Annotated in this window: 14 protein-coding genes; 5 read left to right on the top strand and 9 right to left on the bottom strand. The window is 53.2% G+C overall.

Annotation, left to right across the window (positions count from 1 at the left end; all coding sequences use genetic code 11):
• Positions 1-63: 63 nt before the first annotated feature.
• Positions 64-1,458 carry a Do family serine endopeptidase gene (locus ACJJIE_RS01040; protein ID WP_413662747.1) on the bottom strand — a complete coding sequence of 465 codons (1,395 nt, stop codon included), beginning with the start codon at positions 1,456-1,458 and terminating at the stop codon, positions 64-66.
• A 171-nt stretch (positions 1,459-1,629) separates the two neighbouring features.
• On the opposite strand from ACJJIE_RS01040, the gene mpaA reads away from it, so the two are divergent.
• Positions 1,630-2,334, top strand: a complete 705-nt coding sequence (gene mpaA / locus ACJJIE_RS01035; protein ID WP_444893229.1) for a murein tripeptide amidase MpaA — start codon at positions 1,630-1,632, stop codon at positions 2,332-2,334.
• On the opposite strand, the gene ycjG is transcribed toward mpaA, so the two are convergent.
• From ycjG to rpoE, 5 genes are all read right to left on the bottom strand, one after another.
• On the bottom strand, positions 2,322-3,269 hold the full coding sequence (gene ycjG, locus ACJJIE_RS01030) for an L-Ala-D/L-Glu epimerase (RefSeq protein ID WP_444893228.1): 948 nt from the start codon (positions 3,267-3,269) through the stop codon (positions 2,322-2,324). The two genes, mpaA and ycjG, sit on opposite strands and share 13 nt — an antisense overlap.
• Before the next feature lie 83 nt (positions 3,270-3,352).
• Complete coding sequence (locus tag ACJJIE_RS01025; protein WP_282931957.1) at positions 3,353-3,802, bottom strand: SoxR reducing system RseC family protein; 450 nt, start codon at positions 3,800-3,802, stop codon at positions 3,353-3,355.
• A 12-nt stretch (positions 3,803-3,814) separates the two neighbouring features.
• Positions 3,815-5,053: a MucB/RseB family sigma factor regulatory protein gene (locus tag ACJJIE_RS01020; RefSeq protein WP_444893227.1), complete on the bottom strand. Its 1,239-nt coding sequence runs from the start codon at positions 5,051-5,053 to the stop codon at positions 3,815-3,817.
• A gap of 1 nt (position 5,054) precedes the next feature.
• Positions 5,055-5,759 carry a sigma-E factor negative regulatory protein gene (locus tag ACJJIE_RS01015; RefSeq protein WP_444893226.1) on the bottom strand — a complete coding sequence of 235 codons (705 nt, stop codon included), beginning with the start codon at positions 5,757-5,759 and terminating at the stop codon, positions 5,055-5,057.
• A gap of 118 nt (positions 5,760-5,877) precedes the next feature.
• On the bottom strand, positions 5,878-6,492 hold the full coding sequence (gene rpoE, locus ACJJIE_RS01010) for an RNA polymerase sigma factor RpoE (RefSeq protein ID WP_282931954.1): 615 nt from the start codon (positions 6,490-6,492) through the stop codon (positions 5,878-5,880).
• 178 nt (positions 6,493-6,670) lie between these two features.
• Between rpoE and nadB the strand changes: the two genes are divergently transcribed.
• On the top strand, positions 6,671-8,278 hold the full coding sequence (gene nadB, locus ACJJIE_RS01005; protein WP_444893225.1) for an L-aspartate oxidase: 1,608 nt from the start codon (positions 6,671-6,673) through the stop codon (positions 8,276-8,278).
• A gap of 39 nt (positions 8,279-8,317) precedes the next feature.
• On the opposite strand, the gene ACJJIE_RS01000 is transcribed toward nadB, so the two are convergent.
• Positions 8,318-8,770 carry a protein YgfX gene (locus ACJJIE_RS01000; protein WP_444893224.1) on the bottom strand — a complete coding sequence of 151 codons (453 nt, stop codon included), beginning with the start codon at positions 8,768-8,770 and terminating at the stop codon, positions 8,318-8,320.
• Complete coding sequence (locus ACJJIE_RS00995; protein WP_444893223.1) at positions 8,745-8,990, bottom strand: FAD assembly factor SdhE; 246 nt, start codon at positions 8,988-8,990, stop codon at positions 8,745-8,747. The genes ACJJIE_RS01000 and ACJJIE_RS00995 overlap by 26 nt, the downstream gene beginning before the upstream one ends.
• A gap of 112 nt (positions 8,991-9,102) precedes the next feature.
• Between ACJJIE_RS00995 and ygfZ the strand changes: the two genes are divergently transcribed.
• Positions 9,103-10,143: a CAF17-like 4Fe-4S cluster assembly/insertion protein YgfZ gene (gene ygfZ / locus ACJJIE_RS00990; RefSeq protein ID WP_444893222.1), complete on the top strand. Its 1,041-nt coding sequence runs from the start codon at positions 9,103-9,105 to the stop codon at positions 10,141-10,143.
• 108 nt (positions 10,144-10,251) lie between these two features.
• On the opposite strand, the gene ACJJIE_RS00985 is transcribed toward ygfZ, so the two are convergent.
• Positions 10,252-11,193 carry an IS1595 family transposase gene (locus ACJJIE_RS00985; RefSeq protein WP_444893221.1) on the bottom strand — a complete coding sequence of 314 codons (942 nt, stop codon included), beginning with the start codon at positions 11,191-11,193 and terminating at the stop codon, positions 10,252-10,254.
• A 175-nt stretch (positions 11,194-11,368) separates the two neighbouring features.
• Between ACJJIE_RS00985 and ACJJIE_RS00980 the strand changes: the two genes are divergently transcribed.
• Both ACJJIE_RS00980 and ACJJIE_RS00975 read left to right on the top strand, forming a co-directional pair.
• Positions 11,369-11,920: a hypothetical protein gene (locus ACJJIE_RS00980; protein ID WP_444893220.1), complete on the top strand. Its 552-nt coding sequence runs from the start codon at positions 11,369-11,371 to the stop codon at positions 11,918-11,920.
• A 186-nt stretch (positions 11,921-12,106) separates the two neighbouring features.
• The gene (locus ACJJIE_RS00975; protein ID WP_444893219.1) at positions 12,107-12,658 is read left to right on the top strand and encodes a hypothetical protein; all 552 of its coding nucleotides are present in this window, start codon (positions 12,107-12,109) and stop codon (positions 12,656-12,658) included.
• The last annotated feature ends 101 nt before the right edge of the window (positions 12,659-12,759 follow it).

Raw genomic sequence — 12,759 nt, 5'->3', positions numbered from 1 at the left:
CAGAACTCATGGACAGAGGTGAGAGCTAGGTGGCCCAATGGGCCACCAATCGCTGGAAAGCGGCTAGCTTTCGATCTTAATTGTACGGAAAGTGGACTGCCCGGCGCGGAAGAAGCGAATCGGCAATAGCTCATCTTCCGGCAGATCCTTGACGACAGTTTTGTAGTCACTAATGTCGCCAACTTCTTCAAAACCAAGTTGCGCGATGATATCGCCACTGCGCAAACCTGCTTTGGCACCGGGCTTGCCTGGAATCACTTGCTTCACCAGCACCCCAGTTTCCACATTCCATCGCTGCTTCAGGATATCGGGAATTTCCTCAACCACGACACCCAGGCGCCCACCCACTCCAGAGCTGGGATTGGCTGCCACTTGCCTCGCTTCATCTTCAGAACCCGGCAGGGTGCCGACAGTAACACTCAGGCGCTCGGGTTTACGATTGCGGATCAACTCCACCTGGGCCTGTGTACCCGGTCGAATCTGGCCTACAACGTGCGGCAGGTCACCAAAAACTCCTATCTTCTGACCATGGAAGCGCAAAATGATATCACCGGGCATAATTCCCGCTTGAGCCGCGGGCGACCCAGGGCTCACCTGATCGATCAGGGCGCCGGCGGGCTTACCAAGGCCCATGGCTTCCGCCATATTGCGGTCGACATTACTGATTCCCACTCCGAGCCATCCGCGATCCACCCGCCCTTTTTCCTTTAACTGGGCAACCACATCCTGGGCAAGGCTCGCGGGAATAGCGAAGGAGAGCCCGATAGATCCGCCACTGCGGGTATAGATCTGAGAGTTGATACCCACTACTTCGCCATCCAGGTTAAACAGCGGGCCTCCGGAATTTCCGGGGTTAATTGCAACATCTGTCTGGATAAAAGGAACGTAATTCTCGCGGCTCTCATTGGGGATACTGCGCCCCATCGCACTGACGATCCCGGCGCTTGCGGAGTAGTCCAAGCCGAAGGGAGAGCCAATAGCGACAACCCATTCTCCCACCTGCAGCTCTTCGGAATCCCCCCAGCGCACTGACGACAGGTCCTCCGCGTCGATCTTTAACAGGGCCAGGTCGGAGCGCACATCCTTGCCGATAACCTGCGCCTCGTATTCGCGACGATCAGTCAATGTAACGGTTACCTGGTCTGCACCATCGACCACGTGATTATTGGTTACGATATAACCGTCTTCAGAGATGATAAAGCCGGACCCCATACTCGCTACCGGGCGCTGCTGGCGCTGGCGCGGCTCGAAAAGGTGGCGGAAGATATCGGGAATTTCCTGTTGAAGCTGCGGCTGGCTACTGCGACTAGTGCGGTTGCGATCAACCGTGTTGATTTTGACGACTGCCGGTGAGTTATCTTCGATTAACTCCGTAAGTTCGGGTAGTCCGCGGGCACTGGCAGCCCCGGAAACCAACAGACAAAGAACCAGTAGATATTGTGTACAACGTTTAACCATAGGTTTGTTACCCCTAGTGATCCCTTCTAATATGAAACCATTGGATTTTCGAGTCCTTTCAAGGGCGAACCTTGGCTTGTCCAGCCCCTTAGGGACTCTCAGTAACGACTTAGTGGCGATCTAGTCACCAAAGTTCTACAACAGACTGTAAAACTGTGTAAAGAGTTAACGATGTCCGAAATGCGCCCGCGCCCAGAACGCGGTCAGTTTCACCTGCCCACCGAGCTCTACGGCCAAAGTGTTTTGGGCGCCCCTCTACTCTATTTTCCCGCGCAAACCGGCACCCACCACGGCCTCATAATGGCCGGCACCCACGGAGATGAAGTCGCCGCAGTCGTCGCTCTATCCTGCGCGTTGCGGGCCCTCGCCACCAATTCATTGAGACATCACGTAATCCTCGCTGCCAATCCGGATGGCTGCCAGCTGGGCACCAGGGCCAACGCACGCGGCGTAGATCTCAACCGCAACTTTGCCACTGCAAATTGGGATGGCAGTGGCAATGTCTACCGGTGGAACAGTGCTGCAGAAAAACGCGATGTTCGGCTAAGTACAGGTGATAGCGCCGCCTCTGAACCCGAGACCTCTGCACTTTGCCAGCTGTTTGCAAAGCTGGGACCGACCTGGACCGTTTCCATTCACGAGCCCCTTGCCTGTGTCGAGGACCCCAGCAACAGCCCTCTGGGCATGCAGCTTGCCAGCGATTTCAAGCTGCCTCTGGTTGGGGATGTGGGTTACCAGACCCCAGGATCATTCGGCACCTGGTGCGCAGAACAAACACTGCCCTGTATTACCCTTGAACTCCCCCCAATATCAGCTGATGCGGCAAGTGAAGATTATCTGCAAGCGCTAATCGATCTGCTGACTTACGACCAATAAACTCTACCCGCCTTGAAACGCAGAGGGGGCTCCACATCGCTGGCCAGCCAGGTGGGCCCATCCAGGTCCAGAAAGCTCGCTCGACTGCCCAATGGCCAGGCTGCTCGGATAGCCCGAGAGGTACACAGCATGCATCCCAGCATAATTTCCAGGCCGAGATCAGTCGCTTCATCTGCGAGTGCCAGGGCCTCGGTAATTCCGCCAGTTTTGTCCAACTTGATATTGACCATTTCATAGCGTTTGAGCAACTTCGGCAGATCTTCCCGAGTATGGCAACTCTCGTCTGCACAAATCGTCAGCGGGTGCTCAAAGCTCTCCAGAAATTCATCTTCACTCGCAGGAAGCGGCTGCTCAAGCATCGCCACCCCCAACTCGCTTAAATCATGACATCTCTGTAACAAGGTCTCTTTTCGCCATGCCTCATTGGCATCAATCACCAACCTGGCATCCGGTGCTGCAGAGCGTACTGCCGACACCCTTTCTTGCACATGTTGGTCATCAAGTTTCAACTTGAGAACCTCAGCTCCCGCCGTCACAGCAATTTTCGCAGCACTTGCCATTGCCTCGGGACTATCAACAACTAATGTCTGTACGGTAGGGAGAAAATCCGGAGCCGGATGTAGACGCCCCGCTTTTTTAGCCTCCCAATCTGCCAGCGCACAATCCAATGCATTTCGCGCCGCTCCGGCAGGCATACGCAGCTGTAATTGCTCTCGGGTCAACCCATCGCTCACCTCTTTGAGCATTGGCTGTAACTGGTGCAAAACAGAGGCAGCACTTTCTCCATAGCGAGCATAAGGCGTGCACTCACCGACGCCAGAGATTTCACCATCACTAAGCTCCGCCACCACAACCTGAGCCTCAGTGCGAGCGCCACGAGAGATGACAAATGCAGTACGTAGAGGCCAGCGCTCATCAAAACAGCGAGCCCTCATTGGCAGAGCCTCCAGGCAATAAATGGAACTCTCAGTTTAGGTCAGGGAGATTAGGGTTAGCTGGCGAAGACGGAGGCGGCGGACTATTTCTTTTGGGAGGGCTCAATCTGCAGCAGTACCGGGGTGTAGGTGGGGTTTTGCGACTGGGACCTACTGTACCAGCGAACGCCCAAAGCACCGAAGACCAGACCGATCAAGGCCCCAATTACAGCACCGGGCTCAGCGAAGAGCGAATCCCCAATCAGTGCAACTAGCACCAGGGACATCAAGGGGACGAGGTAAACCAGCAAAGCGCTACTGGTCAGGGCATTCTCGGTAATACCAATTACCGCCACATCATCGAGGTGGATTTTATCAGCAGAAAAACCGTTGAGAGCTACTTTAACGCGGGTCGAAGAAGAAAACAGATCGCCCAGCAACCCAGTCCCACAGCTGCTTTTGGTAGAACAGCCATTACAGGCGCTACTCTGGGTGGTCTCCACCCAGATAGCATCGGACTCTATGGCCACTACCCGGCCACGCTCTTGCAGCACCTATATACTCACTTAGCTCTTTGCGGTAATTGAGCTGGCGACACGGCGAGCTGTAGTTTCGGGAATTTCACCCACCACTGTCACAGTGTAAGCAACACCTTCAATTTCCAATCGGTCCATATAGGCTGTTGTGGCTCCGCGGATTGCGCGACCTTTAAAGCCCTCAAGTTCTGGACCGAGGCGCTGAACAAATACAGAGAACACTCCCAGCCCATCGCTAAACACCATCATATCGCCATCAGATAACGGCTTGACGGACACTACCCGGAAACCGTCGGGCAACCAGCCCACCTGCCAACGGCTCTGTGAAGCCGTACACTCATTCCGATTATCGATGCGCCGGGCATTATTCGAGACCGCCTGAAGTGCGGCATCCTCTACAGGGGCGAGATCCAGTTGTACAAACTGGTAACGTTCCAATACGCGGCCCTGAGTGCTAACCAGCATGGTCTTCAACGGCAGTCCAGTCTGTTTATCGAGACTCACTACCAGTCCCAGGCGATAGCGATCCCTCGGTCGCGCCTCAATCACAACAGCATCGCGATCCGCGATTCGCTCCTCACCCCGCAAGATAAATTGGTAGGCGCGCTGAGCCTGTTGTTGGCCCGCCGAGTTCCATGCTGTAGCACGATTTCTTGGCGAAGCACTGACATCGCAATTTCCGGCACTGCCGTGGCTGATCAACTCTCTAGGCTCACCACTGAGGTAGCGCACGCGCTCTACCTGCTCACCTTCTCGAACCGCGTGAACAACCTGCAAGGTCTCCAGGAGGCCCGCATGCTCAAAGGTCACCAGACCACTGTATTCAAGCTCAGTTACTGCCTTTGCCAACTTGGCTAGCCAATGCTCAACCTCGTTGTTACTCACCACACCCGGGCTTACCAGGCCGCTCTGCCCTGCAGGGTTGAGATTCGCCGGATTAAGATTAACTACACCAGATGTCACCGCCTCTTGCGCCGGCACGGTACCAGCAGCACCTTCCGGGGCTACAGTTGCAGGATCGGACAGTGCTGCGGCAGGACTTTCCACCTCAGCAGAGCCCCCGTCTGTCATAGCAACTTCCACTACAGCTGGGGCCGCTGCAGGAGCAGTACTCATATCGAGATTTATGGTGGTAGGGGCACTGGGTTCAACCCCTGTGCCGACCTGGGCAAATGACATGGGTGCCAACAGCGAGGAGGCCAACAGTAAACCGTTGGCCTTGAGAATCCCACTGAGGATTCGGCGCCCCCTGGTTTCGACTTTCGTCACACTACATTCCAACTTGTTCGCCGTAAGTGGCGCGAGCAAAAGGCACCATGCCCTGACTGCCCACATGAGCGGCTTGTTCTGAGTGCTGAATCATTACGCGATTCAGGTGGCGCATCAACTCGGGGGTTGGTGCCTGCTGTATTACAGCCTGCCCCACAACACCTGTGCGCTGCTCGGGTACAAAGCGGGGAGCCGCAGTGCTCACAGAGCGCGTAGAGGGAGCGGGCACATAAAAACCGGAAGGCTGCGGAGCAGACTGAACCACTGGTTGGGCTTCACGCTCAACCGATGCTACTGGCTGGCTCCCACCCTGGATGGTGTTCTGCGGAGAATCAGTCATTTGCTGCACACCCAAAATGGCAGCAAAGGCCACCGTCGCAGCAACAGCACCACGGGACAGCGGGCGCCACCAGCGATTGTTAACCAGATTGCCAGCAACCGCAGCTCCCCCATTGCCGTTTTGGGACAGGGGCTCCTCCTCATCGATAGCGGCAGAAATACTCGCTGCAAGACCGGTGTCTACCGGTGCGACCTGTTCGCGGCGCATAACACTCGCCGCGAGCTGGTAGCGCGACCAGCGCTCACCCAACTCTTCAGAGGCCGCGCTGGCCTTCAGAAGCCGTTGCAGCTCCAGTTCGCTGACTTCGCCATCCATGAGCGCCGAGAGCGACTCGGTAAGACGTTCCTGATGATTCCCGTGGGACATAGGGGTTAACCCTCTTGTGCAATCATTTATTTGGTGCCCACAAGCACCATATTTGGTTACATGTTATGACCGGAGTCTGAGCAGTTGGTTTCCCCGACTGGGAAAATTTTCCGCAATTTTAACCCCTGTCACCCAGTGTTTCCGGCTCGCCGGCCATCACGGCCTGGACTGTCCGGTCTATCGCCTCCCGTGCGCGAAATATTCTAGAGCGCACGGTTCCCACCGGGCATCCCATAACCTCGGCGATTTCCTCGTAGCTAAGTCCCTCAAGCTCCCTCAGCGTTACCGCTGAGCGCAGATCCTCTGGCAGTGCGCGAATGGCGCGATGCACCGCCGCTTCCAGCTGGTCGCGAAACATCTGGCTCTCAGGTGTCTCGTTATCGCGCAGCAGATCAGCACCCGAGTAAAACTCGGCATCTTCCAGTTCAACATCAGAAGATGGCGGCCGACGACTGCGGGAAACCAGGTGGTTCTTGGCGGTATTAATCGCAATCCGATACATCCATGTGTAAAAAGCGCTCTCGCCACGAAAATTGGCAAGAGCACGATAAGCCTTGATAAAAGCCTCTTGGGTTACATCCTGTACTTCACTGTGGTCCTTAATGAACCGACTCACTACAGCAACAATTTTGTGTTGGTACTTGAGCACAAGAAGATCAAAAGCACGTTTGTCCCCTTTTTGTACCCGTTCCACCAACTCACGGTCACTCGTTGACGCCTGATGCGCTGTCATCCCCAACTCCCATATCCAGCCACACTGCGGGCGCCACAAAACTTGACTGCGGGGCCACCGGCGCAGGCGTTTCTTTTACTGTGTTGATGACAATGACAATAGGACATAAGTTCCACGTCAAATCGACGAATAATCAGGAGGCGCTATACTACGCGACCCTTAAACATAATTGAAATCTATGAATGCCCAGGCAAACTACGACGTTCTCGTAATTGGAAGCGGTGCAGCAGGCCTTACACTGGCACTGCATCTCGCCTCCCAGTATCGCGTGGCCCTGCTCTCCAAGCAGAGATTGCAAGATGGCTCCACCTGGTTCGCCCAGGGAGGCATCGCCGCAGTGCTGGATGAGATGGATTCGGTTGAGTCGCATATTGCAGACACATTAGACGCGGGTGCAGGACTCTGCCACCCCGCTTCAGTACGCTTTACCGTAGAAGAGAGCACCGCTGCAATCCGCTGGTTGATTGATCAGGGAGTGGACTTTACCCGAGAAGAAGAGGGCTACCACCTCACCAAAGAGGGGGGGCACAGCCACCGGCGCATTATCCATAGCGCCGATGCCACCGGCCGAGCGGTGCACAGCACACTGATCACCAAGGTACTGAACAGCCCAAATATCGACTGTTTTGAGCACCACGTCGCCATCGACTTGATTCGCCAGCCCGATCCGCAGAAAGGCCGATTCCGCTGCGCTGGCGCCTATGTGCTTGATAAAAACACCGATGAAGTTGAGCTGGTACAGGCAAAAGCTGTCGTTCTGGCCACCGGTGGTGCCAGCAAAGCATACCTCTATACCAGTAACCCAGACGGTGCTAGCGGCGATGGGATCGCGATGGCTTGGCGCGCCGGTTGCCGCGTGGCGAATATGGAGTTCAATCAATTCCACCCCACTTGCCTTTATCACCCCAAGGCCAAGGCCTTACTGGTCACAGAGGCTTTGCGCGGCGAAGGGGCGGTGCTCAAACTTCCAGACGGCAGCCGGTTTATGGACCGCTTCGACAAGCGGGGTGAGTTGGCACCAAGGGATATCGTCGCCCGCGCTATCGACCACGAGATGAAGCGACTGGGAGCAGACTGCCTTTACCTGGACATCTCCCACAAAGATCCTCAGTTTGTGCGCGATCACTTCCCAACGGTCTATAGCAACTGCCTTCGCTACGGTATTGATATCACCCGCGAGCCTATTCCTGTCGTACCTGCAGCCCACTACACCTGCGGCGGCATTATGGTCGACCGCCATGGGCGCACAGATCTGGATCAGCTCTACGCCATTGGCGAAACCACCTTTACTGGCCTCCATGGCGCCAACCGCCTCGCCAGCAACTCGCTATTAGAATGTCTGGTTTATGCACGCTCCGCAGCCCTGCATATCGACGAGCACCTGGGGATGGTACAAGCCCCTCGCCCATCACCTGGTTGGGATGCATCGCGAGTCACTGATTCTGATGAAGATGTGGTGATCTCCCACAACTGGGATGAACTGCGCCGCTTTATGTGGGACTACGTAGGTATCGTGCGCACCCGCAAGCGACTCTTGCGCGCTCAACACCGGGTGAAACTGCTACAGAAAGAAATTCGAGAGTTCTACGCCAATTACCGTATCAGCAACGACCTGGTTGAGTTGCGCAACCTCTCGCTGGTGTCCGAACTGATTATTCGTTCCGCATTGGATCGTCGCGAGAGCCGTGGTCTGCACTACTCCCTCGACTACCCCCAGCTGCGTGAACTTGCTATGGACACGATTTTGGTGCCAGAGAACTTTGCCGGCCAACGTCAGTTTATTTAGGCAGCCTATGGACTGGCCTGCTACTTCGATCCCGAACAGCTAACGAGAATAGCGCAGTGCTACTTGTAGCCTGCGCCAGTCCTGCGGCGTCAGCATATCCTTGGCCAGCACCAAACGGAACCGGCGCCCAGCTCTGTCACGCCCGTTAATCACCACCAACCAGGACCACAACACCAGCTCATTTACAAACTGGAATTCGCGACTATCTGCCCCCTCAGGGCGCCAAAACCACCTTCGCTCACGGGTCGATAAATGGCCTCTCCCAGCTCTTACCCGGCGCCACTCTATCCCCGCGTAAACCACAGCGAAAAAGCTCGCCAGCACAGATAACACTAAAGGCAAGTTACACAGCCAAATAAGCAGAATCGCCAGGAAGGTGATCAGCAAAAGGAGCAAATGCAAAAGAAAGGAAGGCGCAACGACGCAACTTAAGCGGGCGCTGCGCTCATAAAGCGGGGGTGTCGAGCTATTCCTGGAGTCCGGTGTTGTCACGGATGATCTGCACTATACGCTTCAAGTCCGGGTCAGCCGGATCTTCCCGACGCAAGAACCAGGCGAACAGATCCTGATCCTGCTCATCGAGCAGGCGGATATAGCGCTGCTGATCCCCTGGCTCCAGGGTCTCATAAACATTATCCAGAAACGGCAGCAACACCAGATCCAATTCCAACATGCCACGGCGGCTGGCCCAAAACAGGCGGTTGCGATCCATACTTCTTTCCAACCAGATAAAAAGCGCAGTATACCCCCTGCCCCACCAAACTTGAAAAGGGCGCGAATGATCCCCAAATTATGCCCCGAATACAAATGCAGGTGGCAGGATTATGGATCAGCAACAGTGGCAGGATTTTCTCAGCAACGAGGGCGCCATTTGGGAGGGCAGCAAAGCTCACTTCCCTCTCACCAGTCGCGAAGACCCTCAGAGTTTGCACCTGTTGGACCTGGGCCCAATCGGAGCTATTTCCATTACCGGACCCGACAGCCAGAAGTTCTTACAGGGGCAGCTCACCTGTGACTTGATCAACCTTCCCGATGAACACAGTACCCTGGGAGCTCACTGCAACCCCAAGGGGCGTATGATCAGTGCTTTTAGTGCACTGAAACTTTCACAAAGTGAGTTCATCTTCCGGTTGCCAAAGGATTTGGCCCCCATCGCCCTGCAAGCGCTGGCCAAGTACGCCGTCTTTTTCAAAACAGAGCTGCGCGACATCAGTGATGAAACCCACTGGTTAGGCCTGCAGGGATACGATGTGGCAGAGCGCACCTCCAAATTGCTGGGCTTCGAGCAACCCTCTGTCGGCGAGGTGAAGCTATTTGACTTCGAAGGGGAGCGCTGCATTGCCCAATGTATTGCCGACCTGCAGCTAGCCATCCTGGTACCCACCAGCAAGGTCCAGCAACTGTGGCAAAAGCTATCACCAGAGTGTGAAGCTACCGGCTATGACTGTTGGCAAATGCGCCAAATTGAAGCCGGCATCCCCCAGGTGGACGCCGCAACGACAGAGATGTTTATCCCGCAGATGACCAACCTGCACCTGCTCGGTGGCGTGAGCTTTAAAAAAGGCTGCTATACCGGCCAGGAAGTAATTGCCCGTATGCAATTCCGCGGCGCCGCCAAGCGTCGCCTTTACCGGGCAAGATGCGCTTCGGGGGATCTCCCTGAATCGGGCATGGAGATCTTTGGAGATGGGAAGCAAAGCATTGGCAATCTGGTGGAAGCCTGCCATAGCAAAGAAGGCGTTCAGCTACTCGCCGTACTCACCATCGCCAAAGTGGCCGCAGGTGAAACCTTACACCTGAAAGATGGCCGCACTTTGGATATCGAGGAACTCCCCTACGATGCAGACGCCGATCCGCTAGCCTAAACAGGAAATTTACTATTAATCAAAAAGGCGGCTATTTAGTCGCCTTTTTTGTTTATGAGTTAACGCCAGAAAAAACCCCTGGAAAGCAAAAAGGTTCCTAATTACCACCTATGCTAAGCTAATTTTCAGCAACCTTTCTGGCATCGGTGGTGTCCGAAGTGAGACAAAGACAAGTCGGGGAATAAGTGCTGACAAATTAAATCTCCGATTAAATCGGTATTGGAACTCAGCCAAATAACGCTGTGCATACTTCGGTCTAATTGCATGGTAGGTGCTACGTAGAGCACTCTTTAAATTACCGAGAACCGTATTCACCCAATAAAATTCAGGCTCCTCAACGGAACTCCGACCGCCACCACAAACGATCTTGTCATGTGCACATCCCGCAGCTGTAACGGCATTGAAACACGCAAGGCCATCAGAGATCACTGTACTGCCGTTACAGAGGTGTTTTTTGCTCCAGGCAGAAATTTCACTGCTCCTGAATCCCTTGACAATAGAGAGCTTGATGCGTGTTGGCCGTCCTTCTTTAGTAGTTTCAACCGCAGCCACAAAGGGCGTTTTACCCTTAGCCCCACGCCCGGGTTTGCATCCTGTACGCTCTCCCCCGAGATAGGCATCATCCAGCTCAATGAAGCCAGATAGCTTGTATTGGTGGTCTCGCTCCATCATCACCTGCATGAGTTTGTGCTTCATACGCCAAGTTGCGTTGTATGAGATACCCAAATGACGTGACAACTCCATACAAGAGATACCTTTCTTATCCTGAGTGATGAGAAAAATCCCAAGGAACCAAGTAGTTAGGGGCAACTTGGTGGAATCGAAGATTGTGCGGGAAGTAATCGATGTCTGGCGCCGACATCGATTACATTGTTTGAGCTTTCGGTGAGATAGATCACAATGCTTGTCATGACCACAGTGAGGACAAGAAAACCCGTTTGGCCAACGCCACTGGCAGAGAGCCTCGAAACACTGCTCTTCAGTACCATATTCTTTAAGGAATTGGGTCAAACTAATGCCTTTTTGGAACTGTACCTTGTTGCGAGCCATGATCTATTCCCTACGTCTAACTGTATTTATATACAGTTAGATATGGCTTTGCAAGGGTGGTAATTAGGAAAAGGTTTGCACCACTCAAAACGCAGCTTACTACCGCTACTATATTTATAGGTATTCCCCTGAGCTTCAAAATTCCGGTTTAATAAAGCAGTAGAGGGAGGCAATATTGAAAGAGTTAGACCAACTAATTGTCGTTCTTGAATGCTGTATTATTCTGGCAGGCTTTGCTGCAATAGTTGGCACACTCCAACCCACAAAAGGCAGAAATCTTGGCAAAGGAAGAATTGTATCCCTCGCGATGATTATTTATATCAGTTTGATCAACGCATTACTGGCTGCCTTCACCCTGACTCTATCCAATTTTGATCTCGCTGATCGCACCCTGTGGTCAGTAAGCAGTTTTGCCATGAGTGTGGCTACGTCGTTTTCTATCGGCTACCTATGGATAAAGAAGCGACTCAAATCTGTTTCAATTGTTGCCAAGGTTACCTATTTCCTTCTTTTCGGCATTGCCGGCTCAGTCGTTATTATCAATATCATGAATGCGCTAGGGATCGTTTTCAACAGGGAGTATGGGCCGTATTTTTTATCCTTTGTTTGCAACCTATTTGTCGTCGGTTATGCATTTTCAAGACTGCTTATGCGCCCATTATGGGTAGCTGTTAGAGAAAATGAACTAGGCCGAACCGGCAAAGAGAAAACGGTGGCGTCCGGCTGATTTTCAGCTAAAAATGTGGCGCCAACCATTGGACACCTACACCTAACAACAATTATTAACCATATAGCAAGCGGGCTAAAATAAAGCTAATTGTGAGACGGGAAACAACTTACCAGCTCTCCATTTCACTCATATACTGTTATCAACTTTCCTATTTAACCTTTCTGCTTGGGACAATAGCGGAAGATGGAAAAACTGTCGGTACAAATCGATCAATTGCTTGTCATTATTGAAATATCCATAGTGCTGGCAGGATTTGCGGCAATGGTTGCCACATTTCAATCAAGGAGAATAGAGAGTATCTCTAGGGGCCATGTGGTGTCTCTGGCCATGATTGTCTATATCAGCCTATTCAGCGCACTGCTTGCCGCCTTTTCTTTGGCGCTTTTGAACTTCCGTATTGATGCTGGCTATGTTTGGTCTACAAGCAGCTCCTTGATGGGAATAGCCACCACAGGCTTTATTGTCTATCTGTGGAAAAAAAGACACTTCAAATTTGTGTCTATTGTAATGAAAGTTGCCTACTATGGGCTTTTCAGCATCGCTTCATCGGTAGTTATCGTCAGCACCCTCAACGCTACTGGCATATTTTTCGAAAGAGAGTTTGGGCCATATTTCTTAGCCTACATCTGTAACTTGTTCTTTGTCGGCTTCGCGTTTGCTCGGTTGTTAATGCGCCCCCTTTGGAAGGCAGTTGAGGCTAAAAAGGGCCACCCTGTGAAGGGTCGCCAATCTTAAATAGATAGGATTATTAGCCAAGCAATATATACCACCCAAGTGGAAACCCTTTTCGAGTTACTCAAGCCATATATTATTAATCAAACTTTAGCCACCAAGCT

The organism is Microbulbifer maximicatervae (SeqCode) (assembly GCF_052467325.1).
The sequence above is the reverse complement of the archived record's forward strand: the minus strand, read 5'-3'. Positions and strand labels throughout refer to the sequence as shown.